The following is a 20,009-nucleotide window of genomic DNA, read 5'->3' as shown; positions in this document are numbered from 1 at the left end:
TCAACCATCGGAGCGAGCCCTCATGCAACTGACCAACCTTCCCTCCACTCACCTGCCGAACCTCAACGAGGCCACCGGGACCACCAGCGCCGCCGGGGCCGCTTCGGCGAAGACCGGCAGCCGCACCGGCCTGCGCACCGGCACCGGCACGCAAGCGGCCGCCGAGCCCGCCGCCGACACCGCGCGCAAAGCCCGCACCGGCTCGATGGTCGGCTCGAACGTCGACACCACCGCGTGAGCGGCACATGGTGACAGCTGTTCCGGCACGGTGGTGCGGATGGCGCGGCCGGCCCGCGGCATTGTTGCGAGCCGCGCGCATGTGCGGCGCGTGGCTCGCCATGGCGGCGGCCACGTTCTCGCTCGACGGCTGCGCTGTCGCGGCGCTGCCATGCCGCGTGGTCGCGGCCACGCTGAAGGTAGTGCCGGTCGTGGGCCACACGGCCGCCGTGCCGTTCGATGCCTGTGCCGACGTGATCGACTGACGCAATCGCGTGACGGGGTGCAACAGCAGAGGGAGGGACGGGCTTCACGGCGTGGCGGGATCGTCCGTCACGTCCGTCTTCTCGCTGCCTCTCCATCATCGGGCGACGCTGCGTTCGCGCCGCCGTCGCAATAATTCGCAACACGCCGCAAGCCAGCGTAAGCCTTCGCAACCCATCGGCAATCTCTGATAACGACCGGTCGCGTCGCCGCGCATATTCGGCCCATTGCGCGAGCCGCGCGGCCCGTATCGTCTGGCCATTGCTCCATCGTGTTCGTTATCGAACTTTCATATCGAACCGTCATTCAGGTCCGCAGCCATGATCGCGTCGTTCCGCTCCCCTTGCTCCACTCGCTCCCCTCGCCGCATCGCGCGACAGGCGCGAAACCCAAGGCTGCTCGCCTTCGTGTTCGCCGCGTTGCCGTGGCTCGTCACGGGCTGCGGCTCGAGCCGACAGCCCTCGGTGATCAACATGCCCTTGCAGCCGCCCACCGTCGCGCAGCCTTACACGATCAACACGCAGGGCGCCATCTTTCAGCCGGGCACCGCGCTTGCGCTCTACGAGACGCCGCGCGCCCAACATGTAGGCGACGTGCTCACCATTCGCCTCTCGGAATCGTGGTCCGGCAACGATTCGGCCGACACCGAACTGAGCCGCGCAAGCTCGATCAGCGCGGAAGCCGCGGACAAATCGACGGGCGCCGCCGCGCGGCTCGCGCGTCTCTTCAACATCGGTTCGGCGGACACGACCTTCACGGGCAAGGGCACGACGAAGAACTCGATGGGCATGGACGGCACGCTCGCCGTTTCCGTGATCGGCACGACCGCGGGCGGCAATCTCGTGGTGGCAGGCGAAAAGGTGATCGCGATGGCGGGCAACCAGGAGCGGCTGCGGCTCTCGGGCATCGTCAATCCGAAGGACATCGAGGCCGGCAACTACGTGGCGTCGAACAAGGTGGCCAACGCGCATATCGAACAGGCGGGCGTGGGCAGCCTCACCGATTCCACGACGGTGGGCTGGCTGCAGCATCTCTTCCTGAGCGTGCTGACGTTCTGAAGCGGGCGCGCAAAACAGCATACACCGCGTGATGGCGAAATGATCGGGACAACCTCTCACGCCGCGGCGCGCGCCGCCCGCTTACCCGGCAACCGGACTGCCCGAGCCGTAGCGCTCGGCCGCGCCTGTCTCGCCCTGCGGCACGAAGATGTAGCCCTGCCCCCAGACAGTCTGGATGTAGCGCGGCTCGGAAGGATCGGTCTCGATCAGACGGCGCAGGCGCCAGATCGAAACGTCGAGGCTGCGGTCGCGGTAGGTGGCCGAGTGGCCGCGCAACCGTTCGTTGAGCTGGGCGCGCGTGATGACCGTCATCTCGTTCTTGACGAAGATCTTGAGCGTGGCGAATTCGCTGGAACGCAGCGGCACGCGCTCGCCGTTGCGGCGCAGTTCGCGCGCCGCGAAGTCCACTTCGAACGGGCCGAAGCGGTACGAAGGGCGAATCTCGGGCGCGCCCGGCGACACCGTGCTCTGCCGGCGCAGCACCGTGCGGATGCGCGCCACCAGCTCGCGCGGATCGAAGGGCTTGGGCAGATAGTCGTCGGCGCCCAGTTCGAGACCCACGACGCGGTCGATCACGTCGGAGCGCGCGGTGAGAAAGATGACCGGAATGTTGTCGCCCGTGGCACGCAACTGGCGCAGCGCGGTGATGCCGTCCTGCTCGGGCATCATGACGTCGAGCACGACGATGGACGGCCGCTCCATTTCGAGGCGGCGTTTCAGGCCCGCGCCGTCGTACAGCACGGACACCGCGAAGCCGTGGCTTTGCAGGTATTCGCGCACGAGGTCGCGCACTACGGGGTCGTCGTCGACGAGCAGCACATGTTCAGTCATGCCACGGATTCTAAGGGCTCAATTCGCGTTTTTGCGACGGCCAATCCTTTCCAGATATTTCCTGTAATGACCCTTTCGGGCTACGGCATGCGCCTGCGCGATTCGCCCCGCCTGCGAGGCCGATTTCGCCGAAGGTTGCCGTGCGGTATTCCCGCGTGCATTTGACACGTCTTTCGCGCTCTTTCAGGAACGCAACGCGGCTCACCGAACCTCAAATGAACGTAAGAATCGGTAACTCCACCGTCAGAACTCTGCAAGGTTCTTTTTTTGATGGCCGTCTACAATTTCGCGGTGTCGATTCCGGCGCCTGCCGTGCCTCGCGGCCGCACCGGTCTGCGTATCGGTCTACCTGCGGGCCCGTTTGTCGATCCGTCCTCCTGCCCGCCCTTTTGTCTGCGATGAACAAGCGAGCCCTCCTCAAGATTCCGTTCGACTCGCTGTTCGGCAGGATGGCACTCATTTCCATGATCGTGCTGTTCGCCGTGCAGGCGGGCTGGTTCGCCGTGCTCACGGCGCAGCGCCGCCACCACGACGCGGACGGCTACGCGCGCGGCCTGCTGCTCGTGCTCGAAGCCGTACACAGCGACACCTCCCACGGCGCCCATCTCGCGCCCGCGCTGCACACCCATCTCGTGCCGACCTGGAACATGCCGGCCACCGTGAAGCTCGAAAACCCGGCCGCGACGCCCATCGCGATGCTCGCGCGCAAGCTCGCCGCCGATTTGCCGGCCGGCGTGCAGATTGCCGCGGACATCGACCCGCAGCACACCGTGCGGCTCTGGGTGCGTTACCCGGACAGCAACAACTGGATCGTGACACCCGTGGACCTGCCGCCGCCCAAGCCGATTCTCGTGGAATCGGTGTCCATGCTGGTGGGGGCGCTGCTGCTCTCCTTCGTGGCCGCGTGGCAGTTGCAGCGGCCGCTCTCGCGCGTCGCCCAGGTGGCGCGCCATTTCGGCGGCGGCCGGCGCGCGGCGCCCGTGGTCGAGCGCGGGCCGCGCGAGCTGCGCGACCTGATCCGCGCGTTCAACCAGATGATGCAGCAGATCAACGAGACCGACGACGAGCGCGCCGTCATGCTCGCCGGCATCGCGCACGACCTCAAGGCGCCGCTCACGCGCCTCAAGTTGCGCGCGAGCGTGACGGCGGGCGGCAACGAGGAAACGCGCGCGCAGTTCATTCGCGACATCGATTCGCTCACCCGCATCGTCCAGCAATTCCTCGAATTCGCGGCGAGCGCGCCCGCGGCTGGTCCCGATGTGGGCGTGGACGACTTTCTCGCCGAGCAGTTCTCGCTGCCTGAAGACGACGATGCGCCGCTCTTCGTGCTCGCGCTCGCGGCCGGCCCCGCGTTTCGCCTGCCTCGCACGCTGATCGACCGGCTCGCCACGAATCTGGTCGATAACGCGCTCGAACACGGCGAGCCGCCCGTCGAAATCAGCACGCAGCGCGACGGCGACGACTGGGTGCTCATGGTGCGCGACCACGGGCGAGGCATTCCGCCCGCACGCATCGAAGACGCGTTGAAGCCCTTCGTGCGGCTCGATCCCGCGCGCGCGGGCGACGGCCACTGCGGTCTCGGGCTGGCCATCGTCACGCGGCTGGCGCGCGACCTGGGCGGCCGCTGCGCGATCGAAAACGCGGCGGGCGGCGGGCTCGCCGTGCGCATCACCGTTCCCGCCCAGACGCCGCGCGCCCTCCCGGGCCGCCCGTCGCCATACGACAGCTCACGCGCCGGCGCCCGGCTCGCAACCGCATGAACGGGCCTGACATGGACGCTGCCTTCCACGCCTCACCGTCTTCCTCCATGCTGCTTCACACGGACACGCCGCACGAGCCTGCGCACAATGCTTCCTTCAGCCCTGCGCTTGATCCCTCATTCAACCCCGCATTCAACCCGTCACTCCACGGCGCGTACGCCGCTGCGCTGCGCATGCACGGGGCCTGCGGCGGCCCACGCCCACCCCTGCCGATCCTGCCGCAGGCGTTGACGCGCCGTGCGTTCCTGAAGAGCAGCGCGCGCGCTGTGGCGCTTTCCGGACTCGGCGCGTGCCTGCTTTCGGCATGCGGAGGCGGCGACACGACCGACGTGCCTGCGGCGGTCCAGCTCACCTCCGTCGAAAATTTCCGCGACGTGAGCGGCTCCGGCGCAGGCTACCCGACTACCGACGGCCGCCGCACGCGGCGCGGCATGTTCTACCGCAGCGGCGCACTCTCGCCCGACGACGCCGACGCGGCCACCCTCGCGCGCCTCGGCATCGCCCAGGTCTACGATCTGCGCGTCGCAGCGGAAGTCGACGCGCGGCCCGACCGGCTGCCCTATGGCGCCGTGCGCAGCGAACTCGACATCTCGCCCATCGACGTGAGCGCCGTGCGCCCCGCGAGCGAAGCCGAAGCCGTGGCGTGGATGAGCGAGGCCGAGCGGCGCCTCGTGATCGACGCGCAATCGCGCTCGCGCTTCGGCGCGCTCTTCACGCAGCTCGCCAACACGGCGGGACCGCAGGTGTTCCACGGCTCGACGGGCAAGGACCGTACGGGCTGGGCCGCGGCGCTGCTGCTCGCGATTGCGGGCGTGCCGCTCGACGTGATCATGCAGGACTATCTGCTCACCAACACCGTCGCGGCGAGCGCCATTTCCGCGCGCATCGACGCCCTCGCGCGCCGCACGGACGCCACCGTGGCCGCCCGTGCCAAGCCGCTCTACGAGGCGCAGCCCGACGTGCTGCAGGCCGCCTTCGACCAGATGCAGCAAAGCTTCGGAACCCTGAACAGCTATCTCACTTCCGGGCTCGGTCTGAGCCAGGGCGTGATCGATACGCTGCGCGCGAAGCTCGTGGTCTGAGCGTCAATGAAAAAAAGGGGTTCTTCACTGTGGTAGGTGAAGAACCCCGAAGTATGGCCTGCCCGGTCGCACAGGCAGGCCTACGAGGGACGTTCCGGTACGCGCGCCCTTCGGCGCACGTACCGCTCGATGCAGCGCACGGCGCGGTGGCGCGTGCGACGCATCCGGTTCGGTCAATCGGTGCGCGCCACGACCATCCGGTCCACCAGCGCGCCAAGCTTGGTTCTCGGGCTCGAGAAGCGATCCGTGTTCAGCCCGCGCGTTTCATAGCGCGCATTCACCAGCACCTGACCGCCCCGCATGAGCGTGAGGTCGATGGCCGAGAGGTAGGCGGTCCATTCGTCACTGAACGAACGGTGGCCCCATTCCATCGTCGCCGCGTAGACCAGCGTGGCTTCGCAGGTGGGCGGCGACGTGCCGGGGCTGTAGACCTCCGACATCACGCCGCGCTTGCGCAACGCGTACTGCAACGCAGGCACGAAATCGCCCTGCGAGACGTTCTGGTTCAGCTCGATGCACACCGTGTGCAGCGTGGCCGGATTGCCGTTCACGTAAGTCGCCGACGGAAAATTCGAGGCCGCGGCGAACCCCGCCTGCACGAGCGATCCCGCGGCGTCCGCAGCGGAAATCAGCGTCCACGCGCAGCCCGAGAGCGCGCTGAAGCACGGCGTCGCGAAGAGCGCCGCCAGCAGCAGCGACGCACGCGGCATCGCGCACCGGCGGCACCGCCGCCATCCGCCGGCCAGCATGGCGCGAGGCAGCACGCTCGTCATCGCCGTCGCGCGCACGTCACGCCACGCACCGCGCCCACGCGCAAGCGCCGCTGCCCTCAGCGGACGATGCGCAGATGCAGGGTACGCGGCCCATCGACGCTCGCCGTCACGCTCACGGGACCGTTGTCGCTGCGCACCGTGAAGTGCTGGCGCGTCGGCGTGTTCACGTCGTGCACGACGTTGTTGAAGCACGCGGCGATGTCGGCGCCCATCTCTTCAAGCGGGTCGCTCACCACGCCGTCCGCGCCCCAGTGAGCAGCGAACCGGCAATCGTAGACGTGGCGCGCCGCGCGGCAGTCGCCGAGGAACGGCGCGTCGGTCAGCATGCCGCCGGTCTGGCCGCGCAGCGTCTGGAAGTCGCGCGTGGAGACGACGTGCGCGAGCGCCGCGCACGTGTCGGGCACTTCGCCGGCATAAGTCAGGGCCGGCGCAACCGCCAGGCCGAGCGCGCACGACGCGGCAACGGCCGCCGCCATGCGGCGCGCGAGCGGCGTTCGGCGCACCGCGCGCACGGGTGCGACACGAACCGCATCGCGCTGAAACAGGGGCAGAGAGAAGTGAAGATCGGCTTGCATGGGTAGCGGTCAGGTTCGGAGAGTAATCGACGTAACACACATAACCGGCGTGTAACACGCACACGGCGCACACACGGTGTAACGGCTGGCGTGCCGCGCTCCGTTTCCCGGCCGTCTCGCCGCTGAAGGATGCGTTTCACGCTTGCCGCCATGGTCGGTCAGCGGTGACTCGTCCGAAGCCGCAATAAACGCGGGGATCATGGGGTCCCCTTTCCGGATGTTATCGGCGCTTACGCCACGCGCCCCGGTTCTTACCCCACGCCTCCGCGTGTTACGGACCGCGCCGCGTTCACGGGCCGCCGTCTTCGATATCGGGCAGCGCCACTTCGAGAATCGCGAGCACGCGCGCCGCACGGCCGTGCAGTTCGTGGTCGAGCCGTTGCTGCCGGCGTTCGTCCGAACGCAGCCAGGTGCAGGCGTCGAGCACTTCGGCGCTCGTCGGCCCGATATCGAGAATCTGCGCCACGACGTCGTCTTCCACGCGCCCGACGATGTCGCGAATTTCGCTCGCCGTAGCGGGCTGCGGCACGTTGGTCTGGTTCATTGCGGTTTCCCTCCTCATTGCGTTCTTCGTTTCTCGCTCTACGGCTACGGCCTGATGCTGCGCGACCCTCTTTTCAGCTTTCCATGCTGGCCGCGACACCTTGCCGGCCCGTTGACATGGCTCAAACGTATCGCCTCGCACACTGCGTAAATAGAGGGCATGCAAACCGCGCGTGACCAACGGAGGCATTCCAGATGAACGACGGATACGAACGCCGCGCCCTGCTGCTGCAGCTGGGCAGCGTGCTGCAGACCATCAGCCGCGTGGTGGAGCGCGAACGCGACGACGAAACGATTGCCGAGCTGATCGCGGCGTCGCCCATCCTCGCGGACGTGGCGCTGATCGAATATGTGTGGGCGCACATGACAGTGCGCGAATTCGCGGACGCCGCGCTGCGCGCGTTTTGTCTCTGGCCCCAGTTGCTGCTGGAAGACACGCTCGATCACGACGCGCTGGCCGCGCCAGTGCGTGAGCACCTGTTCGCGGGCAATCCCGGCGGCTGGTTCGGTTACGCGGCTTCGCTGCGCGCGGAGGTGCCGTGGTTCGGCGAACAGGTCGCGGCGCACGGCGCGGACGGCCACTACGACGAACATCACGACGAACACCACGACGGCAAGGCGGCACGCAACGCCACGGCGTAAGCACACGGCCAACGCGGTCGCGTCGGCCGCGTTGAAGTTCGGCGAATCGCCCCCACGTTTGCCAGCGTCACGCAAGCCGCGGCGGACGGGCGTCCGCGATTCACTGGCAAGCGCAACCGGGTGAACGCGAGTTCACTCACGCAGGACGGCGGCAAACCGCAATGGATATGACTACGGCAGACCGGGTACAAGGCACGAACCGGAACGCGGACCGGAGCACCGACCGCACCGATCGTACGGATGACAGCGACCGCACGAACCAGTACGGGCAGAGCGTCGCGCGGCTGCTCGCGCTCGCCGCTGCGCAGGGCTACCTGATCGACGCCGACATCGTCGACGAGTTTCCGGACGAGCGCACCTCGCCGGACGCGCTCGACGCCGTGCGCACGGTGCTCCGGCAAACCGGCATCGCAGTGCTCGAAGAACGGCCGGACGGCACGTTTCTCGCAGACGATGCGGCGCCTGCCGTGGACCGCGAGGTGCTGGAGGAAGCCAGCGACCTGATCGAAGATGCCGCGCGCGGAGCAAGCGCCTCCACGGACCCGCTCGCCCTCTACGCGCGCCGCATGCACGCCGTACCGCTCCTCACGCGCGACGAAGAAGTGACGCTGGCGAAGGAAATCGAAGCGGCCCGGCGGGACGTGCTGTGGGCGCTCGCCGGTTGTGCGGAAACCGCTGCCGTGCTGCTCGCCAATGTGAACCAGCCGGCAAGCGAATCGGCGGATCGTGACAATAGCGACGGCGCCGACTCCGATACCGACAACGACACCGACACCGAATCGCCCGCCCGCAAGGCAAGCGCCGCTCGCACGGATGCCGGCAGCGCAGAGCAGACAAAACACGCGCTCGCCGCCCTGCGCCGCGCGTTGCGCAGCAGCGGGCCAGGCTCGCGCGCGCATCGCAACGCGCGCACGCGCATCGTCGACATGGCTCAGGCTGGCGGATGGTCGCCGCGCGCGGTGGAAAGCGCGTCGGCCGTTCTGCGTGCGTTGCAGGCCCACGCCGGCGACGCCGCCAACGCCACCGTGCCGCCCGAACTCGTCGCCACGCTCGCAGGCGAGCTGGCCAGCGCCCAACGCCGCCAGCGCGACGCCACGCGTCGCATGCTGGAAGCCAACCTGCGCCTCGTGCTCTCGATTGCCAAGAAGTACGCAAACCGCGGTCTCGAACTCGCCGACCTCGTGCAGGAAGGCAACCTCGGCCTCATGCGCGCCATCGACAAGTTCGAATATCAGCGCGGCTTCAAGTTCTCGACCTACGCGACGTGGTGGATCCGTCAGGCCGTGTCGCGCGCCGTCGCGGACCGTGCCCGCACGATCCGCCTGCCCGTGCATGTGAGCGATCAACTGGGCCGCATACGGCGCGTCGGCGAACAGATTCGTCAGCGCACGGGGCGCCACGCCGCCCTCGACCAGCTTGCCGCAGAAAGCGGGCTCAGCGAAGAGCGGCTGAAAACGCTGCTCGCGCTGCCCGGGGAACCCGCGTCGCTCGACGCGCTGCTGCCTGACGGCGAGACGGAACTCGTGGACATCGTGGCGGACACGAATGCGTCAACGCCGTTCGCCTCGCTTGTGGACGGACGCATGCGCGCCTGCGTCGCATCGCTGCTGAAGTCGATGAAGCCCTCGGAGGCGGATGTCTTGAGGCGGCGTTTCGGCATTGGCGGCGGCGCGCCGGACACCTACGACACGATCGCGCGGCAAGCCGGCGTATCGCGCGAGCAGGTGCGGCAGATCGAACGGCGCGCGCTGGCGGCGCTGCGTTCGTCGGCCGAAGCGCACGCGGCTCGCGAGTTTCTGGAAGCGGACGCAGCGGACGCGTGAGACACGAAGGGCGTAGCGAAGGGCGTAGCCGAGGGATGGCTGCGGTAAATCGGCGGGGTGTCGTGCACGTAACGAACGTAGCGCAGGCATGCGCCCCCCCGTCTGCATCGCCTTGCATCGCGTTTGTGCCTCGCCTGGCACGAGTTTGGCACGAGTTTTCCCGCTGGAACGCGGGCGCGAACGACGCAAACGGAATTGAACGCGGATTAACGCAACGGCGGCAACGGCGGCAACGGCGCGAACTGCGGCAGCCGCGCAATGGCGCGCAGTACCGAATCGCCGCGCGGCGTCACGCACGCATTCACGTACTCGCTCTCGCGCTGCTCCAGCGTGATGAGGCGGTGCGTTTGAAGCGTGCGCACCTCGAAACGGTCCAGTTGCTGCGGCTTGTGCCCGTGCTTGATGAGCATGAGCGTGGCGAATTCGTGGGGGCTGAGCATGATGAGTCCTCGTCGTAGGCTCGAGGCGCGATCGGCGTGCGCGGCACCTCCCACGTTATAGGACGGGGTGCCGTGGCGACTTGACCCGCATCAATGGCTGCAGCCCTTTGCGTGGGGCGCTTTTCCGCAGACCATAGTGTTTCGCGCCGGTCACCCGCGCCCGCCGTCCATGCTGGTGGCCCTCGCCGGTCGCCCTCGCCGGTCGCCCTGACCCGCGCTAACGTGCGCGGCTTCGCTCGCCCTTCTTTCCCGTTGCCGTGTTCGCAGCGCGCGGTGCGTCCTTCGGCGCAACGGCGGCGCCATTCATCTGCTCGACCCACGACAGCGCATCGACATACGACAGGAAGTGCTGGAGATAGCCCGGCGACAGTTCACGCATCAGCGAGAGCGACCGATGCACGAGGCTGCTCGAATTGAGCGGCCCCGCGTTGCGCGGCACGCGATCTTCGGACTGACGCAATTGTCGTTCGGCGCTGAGCCGCGACCACGTGGCACGGAAGTAGTCGAGCAGATCCATTTCGGGCCAGCTCGAGAGGTCGGGCCTCAACGGTGCAGGCTGGGCCGCGTCGCGGCTGCCGTCTTTGCCTGCCGGGCCGGTACGGTTGTCCGCGCTCGGCTGCGCACCTCGGGCGACGTAATCGATCAGTTCCGACAACGCTCCGCGAGCCGGTTCGCGTTGTTGTGAAGCGCGGTGTTGTGAAGCGGCGCGATCCTGCGCTGCATCGGCGGTAGCGAAACCTGCGCGCGCGAGTTCCGCGCTGTATTCATCCAACGCTTGCGTCAGTTTTTCGTCGAGCAATCGCCGCGTCTCGCCGCTGTGCGCGGCGGCACGGCGGTGCAGCGCGTCGATGAAGCGAAAGCGCATGGGCGCGATGCGCTCCGCGCCGCGCTCGCGCCAGCTATCGAGCAGCGCCTGCGCCTGAGTCACCGCATCCGGCATGGCGGCCGCATCGCGCACCGCAGCCGGTTCGGAGCGGGCGTCGTGACGAGATTCGCCGGCGACGGCGTTCGACGCCGCGCCGTCGCCCGAGTCTCCAGCGCTGGGTTCACGATCGCCCGGCGCCACGCGCTCCCCCGAGCTATTCACGATGCTCACCGTTGGCCGTCGCCAGCTTCGGGACAGCCGTAATCTCCACGCGCCGGTTCTTCGCGCGCCCTTCCTTGTCCGCATTCGAACTCACGGGCTGCTGGGAGCCGAACGCGGCTGCGAATACGGACGACGCAGGAATGCCCGCATCGATGAACGCACGCGTCACGGTGAGCGCGCGCTTGGCCGAGAGTTCCCAGTTGTCCGCGAACTGGCGATTGCCGGAGCGCACCTGGAGGTCGTCTGCAAAGCCGCTCACCATCAGCATCTCGTTGTTGGTCTTGAGGAACGCCGCGAGCGGTCCCGCGAGGCTCTTCAGCAGGTCGCGGCCCTGCGGCTGCAACTGGTCGGAATTGAGCGCAAAAAGCACGCTGCCGTTAATGCCGATGCGCCCGTTCACAAGCGTCACGCGCCCCGCGGCGAGCGGCCCCGCGAGCGCCTGTTCGAGCGTCTTGCGATGCTGCGCCTCCAGTTGCCGCTGGCGTGTCTCTTCCCGCAGCCGCGAGGAGAGTTCGATCTGCAGACCGATCACGCCCACCAGAATCAGCACGAACGCCCCCACCAGCACCGACATCAGGTCGCCGAACGCGGCCCAGATGGGCGCCGTGGTCTCTACCGTGCCTGCGCCGCTGTCGATTTCGTCGCTCATGCCGCATCGGCTCCTGCCGGTGCCTGCCGGCCCGCAAGCTGCTGCAGGTCTTCGACGATCTGCTTCTGCGACAGCATGCTGAGGTCGATCACTTCCCGCGCCTGCGCCACGTAGTACGCAAGCTGCTCGTCACTGCGCGTGAGCGACCGGTCGAGCGCGCTCTCGATGCGCTCCAGGTGCGTCACCAGCCGGTCGTTCGATGCGCCGAACACCTGCACCGCGCCCGCGAAGGCGTCCGAAAGGCTCGCAACCTCGACGGCGCTCGCGCTCACCTGGCCTGCCACGCCGTCGAGCCGCGCGGCTTCCGTCTCTACCTTGTCGGTGAAGCGCGCGCCCACGCGTTCGAGCAGATCGGCCGAGGTGGCCACGAGCGCGTCGATCGCCTCGCGCTGCCGCGTCGATGCGTGGTTGACCGCGTCGAGCAAGGTCGACAGCGTGTCCAGGATGCGGCTGCGCTCTTCGAGCATCGCGGTGTCGCGGACCATGCTTTCCGAGAGCTTCTGACGCAGTTCGGCCACCACCTCGGCAGCGGCTTTCGGCGCCTCGGACGCCGCCGCGACGAGCCGCGAAATTTCACCGATGGTTTCGCGCGCATGCGCCTCGCTCTGCGCCGACATGGCTTGCGCCGTGCTGGCCAGCGTCTCGCAGATTTCGCGCTGACGGCTCGCGGTCTGTGCGCCAGTGTCTTGCCATTCTTCGCGCAGCGCCGCGGCCATTGAAGCGAGCGACGTGGTCCACGCCTGCAGCCGCGCTTCGTCGCGTGAGGCGAGTTGCGTCTGCAGATTCGCGTGCGATTCGTTCATGGCCTGCACGAGCGCGGCGCCGTGCTGCTCGAAGCCGGCCGCGGCGGCGGCAAGCGCCTGCTCGTTGGCCGCGGCGAGTTTCGCGCTCGCTTCGCCTTGATGCGCGAGCGCCTCGTTCCACGCCTGCGAGAGACCGGTCGCCGTGGCATCGAGGCGCGCCGCCACGCCTTCCAGCATGCCGGCCGAGCGTTGCTCGAAGGCCTCGGCAAGCCGGTCCACCGACGTATGCAGATGCTGCGTGAACGCCTCGCCCGAGCGCTGATGCTCGGCGAGCGCGCGGTTCCAGACCTCAGAGACGTTGGTCGCCGTGGATTCGAAACCGCTCGCAAGGCCGTCGAGTTGCCGCTGCACCGCTTGCGCCACGGTGTCATGCAACGACGAGGTCTCGCGCGAAAGCCCCGCCATGGTCGCTTCCACTACCGGCTGGAGCGCGGCGCCCGCGGCGCGCGCGCTTTCGGCGGCGCTCTCTTTCAGCGATTGCCGCATGGACGCCGCGAGGCTCGCCCAGGTGGCCTCGGTCTTGCCGAGAAACGCCTGCTGGCCCGCCATCTGCCGCTCGTGGGCAGTTGCGCTCTGTTGCTCGAGCGCGGTCATCATCGTTTGCAGGCGCTCGACGAGCACGGGCATGGCCTCGGCCTGGCGCTGCATGAGCTTGAAGGTCTGCTCGCGCTGATACACCTGCGAGTAGGCGCGCAGCGTCGTCGCGATTTTCGCGTCGAGCAACTGCACGGCCTCGCCACGCTCGCGTCGGCACAACGCGGCGAGCAGGCCGAGCATCGCGGAAGTCGCCACGCCCGCAATCGAGGTGCCGAACGCGAAGCCGAGCCCCTTCACGGGCGCGGCGAGCGTGGTGCGCACGGCATCGAGATCGCTCGCGCCTTGCAGCGCCGCGCCGGTGCCCTTGAGCGTCGCGACCATGCCGAGCAGCGTGCCCAGCATGCCCAACAGCACGAGCAGGCCCACGAGATACGGCGTAAGCGCGGGCGCCGGAAAGGCAGCGCGCTCGCCTTCCACGCGCGCGCGCGCAGCGCCGCGCAGGCTTGCGTCGAGTTGGTCGAGCCACGCGCCGAGCGCGGGCGGGTGGTCCACGGGCCCCGCCAGACCCGCGACGGCGCGCACGAGCGTGGCGGTAGCGAGCCGGTAGCGGCGCAATTCCAGCGCGCCCGCCACGTAGCAGGCGCCGATCAGGAGCGTCACCGCCGAAGCGAGCGGATTCGAGGCGGCGTAGCCCACGGCAATCCAGCACACGGCGGCGAGACCCGCCAGGAAGACGACGAGGTCGATGCGAAATGAGGACAAGGCGCGGGACATGCTGGACATGGGCTCTTGCATGGGGTCTTGCATAGGGTTTTGATTAGCGGGCTTGGCGGGTGCGAAGCGCCGCGAGCAGCGCTTCGACCGGTTGAAACCGCACTTCGAGTTCGGCCAGCAATACGCTCTGCACATCGCGGCGAAACGCGTCGTGGCGTTCGCCTGAGAGCATCGGCGGGGCGTCGTTGGAGGCGTCCGCTGCGGGCGGTGTATCGGCCTGCGCCTCGCGGCACAAACGCTCGAAGTAAACACCGAGCAGCGTGGGCACCGACGCGAGCAGCGTGCGCTCGCGTGCGAAAAGCGCGCGCTCCATCACGGCATCGAGCACGGCGAGCCGCGCGAGGCCGGACGTGCGCGCCGCGAGCAAGGCGCGCAGGCGGCCGCGCAGGTCGCCGATGTCCGTTTCCATCGCCTGCTGCAACGAAAGATAGGACTGACGAAACGCGGCGTAGTCACCCGCCGCCGGCTCCGGCATGGCCTGTGAGCCGCCGCGCGGCGCGCGCGTGCGCCGGCTGACGGCGAGCACGGCGTCGTTAGCGATCGCCTTCGTCAGCGTGTTCCGCACACTCGCGCACAGTTCGTCCTCGGCTCGGCCAGGCGGACGCGCGCTTCCCACCACCGCGGGCGGATTCGCGTTCAGCGCCGATGAGAGCGCGATGGCGTCGGTCCAGCCGAGCCATTGGCTCAGACGGTCGGAGAGCGACTGCGTGGACGCGGGAACATCGGCATCGGCGAGACGGGCCAGCAGACGAACGAGGGTCGGACCGCCAAAGGCGGTACGGGGCGGGGCTTGCACGATACGACCAGAGGCAAAAAGGCAGCAGTTTACACGCTGCCCGCGGCCCGGCCGTCGTCTTTGTCAGGAAGGGAACATGCGGATGGTCGCGATTCAACCTACGTGTATCGCAAATCCGGCTTCGCCCGGCGCGAGGTCAGGGCGCAGCGTGAGCGCCGGTATCTCGTACGCGCCGCTGTTCTGCTGACGAAACGGGATGGGTGCGGCCGTGTCGAGCGTATCGAGCCGCTGACCCAGCGCCTCGCGCACCTGCGCAAAGCGGGCTTCGTCCATGCGGCTCGTGCGATAGACGACGAACGGCGGCAGCACGTCGAAGCCCGGGTAATAGAGGATGCCGTGCTGGATCGGGAACAGGATGTCGTCGATGGGACCGTTCACGCCGCGCGAACCGTAGTGGGATTCCCAGCCGCCCGTGGTGACGACGAGCATGGCGCGCTTGCCCTTCATCATGCCTTCGCCGTAGCGGTCGCCCCAGTGCGTGTCCGAGTGCTCGCCCACGCCGTAGGCGAAGCCGTATGCATAGACGCGCTCCACCCAGCCTTTGAGGATGGCCGGCATCGTGAACCACCAGAGCGGGAATTGCAGGATGACCGTGTCGGCCCAGCGCAGCTTCTCCTGCTCGCGCGCGATGTCCGCGGCTTGTGTGCCGTGCTGGAAGGCATGCTTCGAATCGAGCGAGGGATTGAACGGCGCGCCGGCTTCGCGCTCGGGGTAGTCGCTCGCGTCGAGCACGGCTTTCCAGTTCATCGCGTAGAGGTCCGAGACCTGGACCGCGTGCCCCGCCCGCTGAAGATGGTTGACGGTGAAGTCCCGCAGCGACCCGTTCAACGAGCGCGGTTCGGGATGGGCGTAGACCAGCAAGACGTTCATGAGTAAGCCTCCGTAGGTGAACGAAGGCAGGATAGGTGCGACGCCGGTATATTGGAAATGAATTCCCAATATGACAGGTATTGCCATGGACGATCTCAGAAAGCTGGACCTCAATCTGCTGATCACGCTCGACGTTCTGCTCTCCGAGCACAACGTCACGCGGGCCGCCGAGCGCCTGCATCTCGCGCAGCCTTCGGTCAGCGTGCAACTGGCGAAGCTGCGCAGCGTGTTCGGCGACCCGCTGCTGCTGCCGGGGCCGCGTGGCATGCGGCCCACGGCGAAAGCCGACGAACTGCGCGAACCGCTGCGGCAGGCACTCGAAGCGCTGGAGCGCGCGGTGCTGCCGGCGCGTGCGTTCGACCCGGCCAGGGCCACGCACACGTGGCGCGTCTCGGCATTCGATTACGGCGAATCGACGATCGTGCTGCCCGCCTTGAGCGGTCTGCGCGCGGCGGCGCCGGGCACGCGACTCGCGGTGGTGACCGTCCCGCCATCGGAACTGGCGAAGCAGGCCGAACAAGGCGCGATTGATCTCGCGTTCCACACCACCGAGGACGCGCCGCCCACCCTACGACGCCGCGCCTTGTTTACCGAGCGATACGTGCTGGTCGGCCGTGCCGGACATCCACGATTGAAGCGCCGCCCGACGCTGGCGCAGTTTTGCCAGCTCGAGCATGTGATCGTGTCGCCGAAGGGCGGCGGCTTCGTCGGCGTTACGGACGACGTGCTCGCCAAAGCCGGCATGACGCGCCGCGTCGTGCTTTCGGTGCCGCACTTTCTCTTCGTGCGGTCAGTGCTGGAAAGCACCGATCTGGTCGCGATGCTGCCCGAACGGCTCGTGCGCGGCATGGACACGCTGCGCGTGGTCGAACCGCCGGTGGATGTGCCGGGCTACGAGATGTCGATGCTGTGGCACGAGCGTGTGCATCGGGACCCGGCGCATCGGTGGTTGAGGGAGTTTGTGGGGGGTGGGGTTTGAGGGGTGATTACGGTGCTGTCTTGTCGGGCGTCGATGTACGGTTTGTGGCCAGGGAACATAGGTCGCCACGTCATTGCTCAAGGGATCGGTGGAGCTGACCTGCTGCTTGTCTTGGCTGAGGGCTCGCGGTTTCACTGAGCCATCAGATCCATCAATCTACACGTGCCTCTTAGTTTGATTTCGGCCTCGGCGATACTTCCTCACAGCCACCACACCCCAGCCGATGGCTTCAATTGAAAGCGCAACGATGAATGCAATCCGGTAAATCGATACGATCGTGCCGTGGCTTGCCACTTGGCGTACAGACATGGGCGTTAGCCCCCAATGTTTGGAGCCCCAAGCGATAGCACCCGGAAGGTACACAAGTCCGAGATAGACGAGGACTACCCCAGTTACTCGGGCACAAGCTCCCTTCCAACTGCCGCTCCGTAAGAGTTGGTCAATTCGTGATTGCTTCATTTCATTTCGGTGCTGGTTGACTAGGAACAAAAGATGTCGTACCGGACGATAGGCTCGTCATCACCCACGCTTGAACTTCGCGAAGTCCTTCGCATGATCCTTCGCCCACTGCCGCTCATTCGGGTGCAACTGCCGCTTGTAAAGGTCACGGCTTTCCGCCAAACAATTGAGACAGCTTGCCAAGGAAACCCTGCGGTGGCGGCACCCACCCTGGCTCAAGGAAGTCGTGAACGTTATCGTAGTGCCTCAGCGGACGGATAGGCAGTAGTTCCATCGGAATCAGGGGATGCTCGATCTCAACGGGGATGCCCCGATACCAGCACAGCTTGGCCTCCAGGGTACCGCGGTAAGCCATGAACTCTTCCGCCACATCGTCGCTTCCTTTGATAGATGCATGCTTCGCGATTAGCTCTTCCAGGCCTGCCTTATCACCCTTGAGTAAAAGCGAAAAGAAATCACGGCCTTCGGCACACTCCGTTCGCAGTGGCTTTCGGCCGTGCTCTGCAATTTTCTCGATCATGGCACGAACCGTTTGATCCTCGCCGCGGATTGTCATTTGCAACATGTAGACGTGGAAACGGCTATACAATGGATTATTGCGTTCGTTCACCAAATCCGCCGTTTCTAGACGAGCAATTTCTTTAACTACCTCCTCGCAGTCAGATAGCAGTGCAATCTCAATATCTCTTCCCACCTCGAAAGAAGCGCCTCCATCCTGCCCCACGCTTGCGAGAATGAGCTTGGACGCCAGATAGAAATTCTGCTTACACTTCTCGAGGTCGTGCTCAGTGAAATAGGCATAAATAGCTCTGTTTCGCGCGTACCCTGCGAGGCCGCAAAGAATGCTGCCTAACCTGACTGTCTTTCGACGATGCACGAACCACTCGATTTGACGAAGGCTTGCCTTTTCCTCTGCGCCAAGGACATTGAGAAGCTTTTGATCGCGGCTTAGTTCAATCATTTTGCCCCTCCGAGTTTGACAACAGTTGCCCCTTGGCTATCAACACCGGTAACCAACTTAACAAGCTTCCCATTATCCTTTGCCGCTTGAATAATGTCCGCGGTTTGCATCGCAGCAGCATCACCTGTTTGCCGCAGACGATCGATTGCACCGGTCACCCAATCATCTGTCATCTGCGTCGGTAAGGATCCGGAAGGGCCATTCAGCTTGATTGCCCCGTTCGCATTGAGTGGCTTGACCTCGTTGATATAGACCATGTCGCCTTTCACATACACTCCGTCAAAGCAATTGACGCCACACTTTCCATCGAGCTGTGTGAAACCGTTGCGCGCAAAAGTTGTTTACGACAAATTCGCGCGCGTCACCCTGCAAGGTCATATTCGGCAAGTTGTCGATCTGAGAAAGCATTGCGCGATCCGCAGCCGATAGCGGCAATGTCATACCCTGGTTCGTCACTTGGCCGGTTGCAATGAAACCTCCCGGAGAGGCAACCACCTCGCCCGCGAGGGTCGCGTCAAGTGCCCCTAGAGCGCGCCCGACAGTGCCAATCACTTTGTTGGTCACCGCGCCACCTAGCAGCATTTGCTCCAAGGTGTAATCGGGCTGAGCGGAACCGTTGGAGGTAGCAAGGTAACCAAGGCGGTTTTGATCGCGCAGGTCCATTCTCGGCACGACAGGCCCGGGAGCCTGCGTGCCCAGAATGTAGTTGGTGTACTGATCCGCGCACTGCGCCGGCGTCGCACTGAAATATGTCTCCACGCCTCCATCGGCCATGATCGGGCTGCCCCCGACCATAATCGGTTTGCCCATGTACGGCGCCAGCATATCTTGCGCGGTCTGCAAGTTCTTCAAATATGTGTCAACACCGCCGAGCGCACCCTCGCTATTCGGCATAGCCGCCGTCTGCAAAATGTTCTGAAGATACGCCATGTTCTTGGCATTGGCCACGTCGTCGACTTGGCCTTCGGCTACGCGCTCAAGCAAATCAGACCAAGCGGTGGTCGATGTCGAGATGCAGGCAGCATCGCCATTGCAGGTCTGCTCGGCCTTCTGCTGCGCCAACTTTTTGATTAGCGCACGCTCATCCGGATGCAATTGCCGGTTGTAAAGATTGGGGTTGATTCCTCTCACTCGTCCCAGTCTCGCGGCGGAGGCAAACGCTTTCTGGCAACCGACCCCATATGAACGAGCACTCCAACGAAAAAATTGCAGATACCAATGGCAACTGAAAATATTCCCAAGTCCATCCACCCCATTGCCCCAAAAATCAAGCCAACGCCAGCAAAAACAAATCCATAAGAGGCGATCCGGAGCGGTTTGAATCTCTCATCCCCGCAGTAACGCCTAACCAAAAAAAACGCAGCAAAAAACAACAGCGCGACCGGAAGTGACAATATTCTGAAAATCATTTAATTCCCCGATATACAAGCGGAGGCTTGCTTACATTGCGTGACGCCAGCAGCACCACCGATACCGACACCGAAGACCCCTTTTCCTCCTGAAACATTGCCCGACGGGTCTCTCGTAATCGTGGTATCACCGGCTATCCCATCTCCTCCAGAAATAAAGCCCCCCTTGCTGCCCGAAATTCCTGTGGTGGCTCCGCCCTGCGAAATGGTTACCGCCCCACCTGCTCCCGCATACATCCCAAGGCCGTAATTTCCGCAAGCCTGGCCGTATACGCAAAGGTTCGGATGATCTCCCAAGCTAATTGCTGCGCCCACTTCACCACCGCCACCTACGCTAAATAGATGATCGCTTGCATTTAAACCAAATTGCACCGTCACTGTGCCAAACCCTATTCCTCCCAAAGCCGCTCGCTCAGGCGTCATCGGTCCAGTCAATATTCCAGGATTCGCATACTCCTCTAATGTAGCCGAGAAGAGATTACTCGGCGCAAACTGCGTGAGATAGTTCGAAGCAGTTTGATTCGCTACAGGGCCACTACCCGCCAACTTATCGGTTCTCTGGTAGCCAGCTGCCAGCAGCATATTTTGTGCTTCTGCATCCGTGAGAGATTGCCCGGTTTGGTCCTGGTAATACTTTTCGAATGCCTTCACATTGTCCTTCGCCCACTGTTTCTCATC

23 protein-coding genes are annotated in these 20,009 nt (G+C 65.6%); 8 read left to right on the top strand and 15 right to left on the bottom strand.

The features are described 5' to 3' along the window. Positions 1 to 22 precede the first annotated feature (22 nt). The 3 genes from P2869_RS05180 to P2869_RS05170 all read left to right on the top strand — a co-directional run bounded on the left by P2869_RS05180 (position 23) and on the right by P2869_RS05170 (position 1,538). Positions 23 to 238, top strand: coding sequence for a hypothetical protein (locus P2869_RS05180; RefSeq protein ID WP_017777701.1), 216 nt, complete (start codon positions 23 to 25; stop codon positions 236 to 238). A gap of 79 nt (positions 239 to 317) precedes the next feature. Then, entirely contained in the window at positions 318 to 482 is a 165-nt protein-coding gene (locus tag P2869_RS05175) for a DUF6726 family protein (RefSeq protein ID WP_017777700.1), read from the top strand. A 405-nt stretch (positions 483 to 887) separates the two neighbouring features. Further along, the gene (locus P2869_RS05170; protein ID WP_277597649.1) at positions 888 to 1,538 is read left to right on the top strand and encodes a flagellar basal body L-ring protein FlgH; all 651 of its coding nucleotides are present in this window, start codon (positions 888 to 890) and stop codon (positions 1,536 to 1,538) included. An 81-nt stretch (positions 1,539 to 1,619) separates the two neighbouring features. On the opposite strand, the gene P2869_RS05165 is transcribed toward P2869_RS05170, so the two are convergent. Continuing rightward, positions 1,620 to 2,369: a response regulator gene (locus tag P2869_RS05165; protein WP_017777697.1), complete on the bottom strand. Its 750-nt coding sequence runs from the start codon at positions 2,367 to 2,369 to the stop codon at positions 1,620 to 1,622. A gap of 398 nt (positions 2,370 to 2,767) precedes the next feature. Here P2869_RS05165 and P2869_RS05160 point away from each other — a divergent pair, with 398 nt between their 5' ends. Continuing rightward, entirely contained in the window at positions 2,768 to 4,129 is a 1,362-nt protein-coding gene (locus tag P2869_RS05160; RefSeq protein ID WP_277597648.1) for an ATP-binding protein, read from the top strand. Positions 4,130 to 4,140: 11 nt separating this feature from the next. Next, entirely contained in the window at positions 4,141 to 5,211 is a 1,071-nt protein-coding gene (locus tag P2869_RS05155; protein WP_277597647.1) for a tyrosine-protein phosphatase, read from the top strand. A 173-nt stretch (positions 5,212 to 5,384) separates the two neighbouring features. Here P2869_RS05155 and P2869_RS05150 read toward each other — a convergent pair whose 3' ends face one another. The 3 genes from P2869_RS05150 to P2869_RS05140 form a co-directional block, all read right to left on the bottom strand. After that, positions 5,385 to 5,921: a hypothetical protein gene (locus P2869_RS05150; RefSeq protein ID WP_026122027.1), complete on the bottom strand. Its 537-nt coding sequence runs from the start codon at positions 5,919 to 5,921 to the stop codon at positions 5,385 to 5,387. 119 nt (positions 5,922 to 6,040) lie between these two features. Continuing rightward, complete coding sequence (locus P2869_RS05145; protein WP_346833740.1) at positions 6,041 to 6,559, bottom strand: hypothetical protein; 519 nt, start codon at positions 6,557 to 6,559, stop codon at positions 6,041 to 6,043. A 289-nt stretch (positions 6,560 to 6,848) separates the two neighbouring features. Continuing rightward, positions 6,849 to 7,103: a hypothetical protein gene (locus P2869_RS05140; protein WP_017777692.1), complete on the bottom strand. Its 255-nt coding sequence runs from the start codon at positions 7,101 to 7,103 to the stop codon at positions 6,849 to 6,851. 194 nt (positions 7,104 to 7,297) lie between these two features. On the opposite strand from P2869_RS05140, the gene P2869_RS05135 reads away from it, so the two are divergent. Together P2869_RS05135 and P2869_RS05130 are read left to right on the top strand one after the other, a co-directional pair. Then, entirely contained in the window at positions 7,298 to 7,744 is a 447-nt protein-coding gene (locus P2869_RS05135; protein WP_277597646.1) for a hypothetical protein, read from the top strand. 161 nt (positions 7,745 to 7,905) lie between these two features. Continuing rightward, the gene (locus P2869_RS05130; protein ID WP_277597645.1) at positions 7,906 to 9,567 is read left to right on the top strand and encodes a sigma-70 family RNA polymerase sigma factor; all 1,662 of its coding nucleotides are present in this window, start codon (positions 7,906 to 7,908) and stop codon (positions 9,565 to 9,567) included. 206 nt (positions 9,568 to 9,773) lie between these two features. Here the strand turns inward: P2869_RS05130 and P2869_RS05125 are convergent, their stop codons facing one another. The 6 genes from P2869_RS05125 to P2869_RS05100 form a co-directional block, all read right to left on the bottom strand. Continuing rightward, a complete protein-coding gene (locus tag P2869_RS05125; protein WP_277597644.1) occupies positions 9,774 to 10,007 on the bottom strand; it encodes a hypothetical protein in 234 nt (77 codons plus the stop codon). 217 nt (positions 10,008 to 10,224) lie between these two features. Continuing rightward, the gene (locus tag P2869_RS05120) at positions 10,225 to 11,094 is read right to left on the bottom strand and encodes a DUF2894 domain-containing protein (RefSeq protein WP_346833739.1); all 870 of its coding nucleotides are present in this window, start codon (positions 11,092 to 11,094) and stop codon (positions 10,225 to 10,227) included. After that, positions 11,087 to 11,743, bottom strand: coding sequence for an OmpA family protein (locus P2869_RS05115; protein WP_017777687.1), 657 nt, complete (start codon positions 11,741 to 11,743; stop codon positions 11,087 to 11,089). Before P2869_RS05115 ends, P2869_RS05120 begins: the two co-directional genes overlap by 8 nt. Beyond that, positions 11,740 to 13,866 carry a DUF802 domain-containing protein gene (locus P2869_RS05110; RefSeq protein WP_277597643.1) on the bottom strand — a complete coding sequence of 709 codons (2,127 nt, stop codon included), beginning with the start codon at positions 13,864 to 13,866 and terminating at the stop codon, positions 11,740 to 11,742. Before P2869_RS05110 ends, P2869_RS05115 begins: the two co-directional genes overlap by 4 nt. Positions 13,867 to 13,900: 34 nt before the next feature. Next, positions 13,901 to 14,656 carry a DUF3348 domain-containing protein gene (locus tag P2869_RS05105; protein ID WP_277598057.1) on the bottom strand — a complete coding sequence of 252 codons (756 nt, stop codon included), beginning with the start codon at positions 14,654 to 14,656 and terminating at the stop codon, positions 13,901 to 13,903. 90 nt (positions 14,657 to 14,746) lie between these two features. Then, positions 14,747 to 15,523, bottom strand: coding sequence for an NAD(P)H-dependent oxidoreductase (locus tag P2869_RS05100; RefSeq protein WP_277597642.1), 777 nt, complete (start codon positions 15,521 to 15,523; stop codon positions 14,747 to 14,749). Between the two features lie 85 nt (positions 15,524 to 15,608). Here P2869_RS05100 and P2869_RS05095 point away from each other — a divergent pair, with 85 nt between their 5' ends. Continuing rightward, positions 15,609 to 16,502 (top strand): LysR family transcriptional regulator, encoded by an 894-nt coding sequence (locus tag P2869_RS05095; protein ID WP_232833577.1) that lies wholly within the window; start codon positions 15,609 to 15,611, stop codon positions 16,500 to 16,502. A 604-nt stretch (positions 16,503 to 17,106) separates the two neighbouring features. On the opposite strand, the gene P2869_RS05090 is transcribed toward P2869_RS05095, so the two are convergent. From P2869_RS05090 to P2869_RS05070, 5 genes are read right to left on the bottom strand one after another with little or no spacing between them, the layout of a single operon-like run. Continuing rightward, positions 17,107 to 17,922: an Imm49 family immunity protein gene (locus P2869_RS05090; RefSeq protein ID WP_277597641.1), complete on the bottom strand. Its 816-nt coding sequence runs from the start codon at positions 17,920 to 17,922 to the stop codon at positions 17,107 to 17,109. Continuing rightward, complete coding sequence (locus P2869_RS05085; protein WP_277597640.1) at positions 17,919 to 18,191, bottom strand: hypothetical protein; 273 nt, start codon at positions 18,189 to 18,191, stop codon at positions 17,919 to 17,921. The genes P2869_RS05090 and P2869_RS05085 overlap by 4 nt, the downstream gene beginning before the upstream one ends. Positions 18,192 to 18,201: 10 nt before the next feature. Beyond that, the gene (locus P2869_RS05080) at positions 18,202 to 19,053 is read right to left on the bottom strand and encodes a hypothetical protein (RefSeq protein ID WP_277597639.1); all 852 of its coding nucleotides are present in this window, start codon (positions 19,051 to 19,053) and stop codon (positions 18,202 to 18,204) included. Beyond that, positions 19,050 to 19,331, bottom strand: coding sequence for a hypothetical protein (locus tag P2869_RS05075; RefSeq protein WP_157977934.1), 282 nt, complete (start codon positions 19,329 to 19,331; stop codon positions 19,050 to 19,052). Before P2869_RS05075 ends, P2869_RS05080 begins: the two co-directional genes overlap by 4 nt. Further along, positions 19,332 to 19,982, bottom strand: a complete 651-nt coding sequence (locus P2869_RS05070) for a hypothetical protein (RefSeq protein WP_277597638.1) — start codon at positions 19,980 to 19,982, stop codon at positions 19,332 to 19,334. Positions 19,983 to 20,009: the final 27 nt, after the last annotated feature.

Source organism: Paraburkholderia sp. SUR17 (assembly GCF_029536165.1).
GTDB classification, from domain to species: domain Bacteria; phylum Pseudomonadota; class Gammaproteobacteria; order Burkholderiales; family Burkholderiaceae; genus Paraburkholderia; species Paraburkholderia kururiensis.
This window is presented reverse-complemented; position numbering and strand designations above follow the sequence as displayed.

Excerpts from the sequence above, each read along its gene's own strand:
- P2869_RS05180 (WP_017777701.1), top strand. The coding sequence starts at position 23 with ATGCAACTGACCAACCTTCCCTCCACTCACCTGCCGAACCTCAACGAG.
- P2869_RS05175 (WP_017777700.1), top strand. The coding sequence starts at position 318 with ATGTGCGGCGCGTGGCTCGCCATGGCGGCGGCCACGTTCTCGCTCGAC.
- P2869_RS05165 (WP_017777697.1), bottom strand. The coding sequence starts at position 2,369 with ATGACTGAACATGTGCTGCTCGTCGACGACGACCCCGTAGTGCGCGAC.
- P2869_RS05160 (WP_277597648.1), top strand. The coding sequence starts at position 2,768 with ATGAACAAGCGAGCCCTCCTCAAGATTCCGTTCGACTCGCTGTTCGGC.
- P2869_RS05155 (WP_277597647.1), top strand. The coding sequence starts at position 4,141 with ATGGACGCTGCCTTCCACGCCTCACCGTCTTCCTCCATGCTGCTTCAC.
- P2869_RS05150 (WP_026122027.1), bottom strand. The coding sequence starts at position 5,921 with ATGCCGCGTGCGTCGCTGCTGCTGGCGGCGCTCTTCGCGACGCCGTGC.
- P2869_RS05145 (WP_346833740.1), bottom strand. The coding sequence starts at position 6,559 with ATGCAAGCCGATCTTCACTTCTCTCTGCCCCTGTTTCAGCGCGATGCG.
- P2869_RS05140 (WP_017777692.1), bottom strand. The coding sequence starts at position 7,103 with ATGAACCAGACCAACGTGCCGCAGCCCGCTACGGCGAGCGAAATTCGC.
- P2869_RS05135 (WP_277597646.1), top strand. The coding sequence starts at position 7,298 with ATGAACGACGGATACGAACGCCGCGCCCTGCTGCTGCAGCTGGGCAGC.
- P2869_RS05130 (WP_277597645.1), top strand. The coding sequence starts at position 7,906 with ATGGATATGACTACGGCAGACCGGGTACAAGGCACGAACCGGAACGCG.
- P2869_RS05125 (WP_277597644.1), bottom strand. The coding sequence starts at position 10,007 with ATGCTCAGCCCCCACGAATTCGCCACGCTCATGCTCATCAAGCACGGG.
- P2869_RS05115 (WP_017777687.1), bottom strand. The coding sequence starts at position 11,743 with ATGAGCGACGAAATCGACAGCGGCGCAGGCACGGTAGAGACCACGGCG.
- P2869_RS05110 (WP_277597643.1), bottom strand. The coding sequence starts at position 13,866 with ATGTCCAGCATGTCCCGCGCCTTGTCCTCATTTCGCATCGACCTCGTC.
- P2869_RS05100 (WP_277597642.1), bottom strand. The coding sequence starts at position 15,523 with ATGAACGTCTTGCTGGTCTACGCCCATCCCGAACCGCGCTCGTTGAAC.
- P2869_RS05095 (WP_232833577.1), top strand. The coding sequence starts at position 15,609 with ATGGACGATCTCAGAAAGCTGGACCTCAATCTGCTGATCACGCTCGAC.
- P2869_RS05090 (WP_277597641.1), bottom strand. The coding sequence starts at position 17,922 with ATGATTGAACTAAGCCGCGATCAAAAGCTTCTCAATGTCCTTGGCGCA.
- P2869_RS05075 (WP_157977934.1), bottom strand. The coding sequence starts at position 19,331 with ATGATTTTCAGAATATTGTCACTTCCGGTCGCGCTGTTGTTTTTTGCT.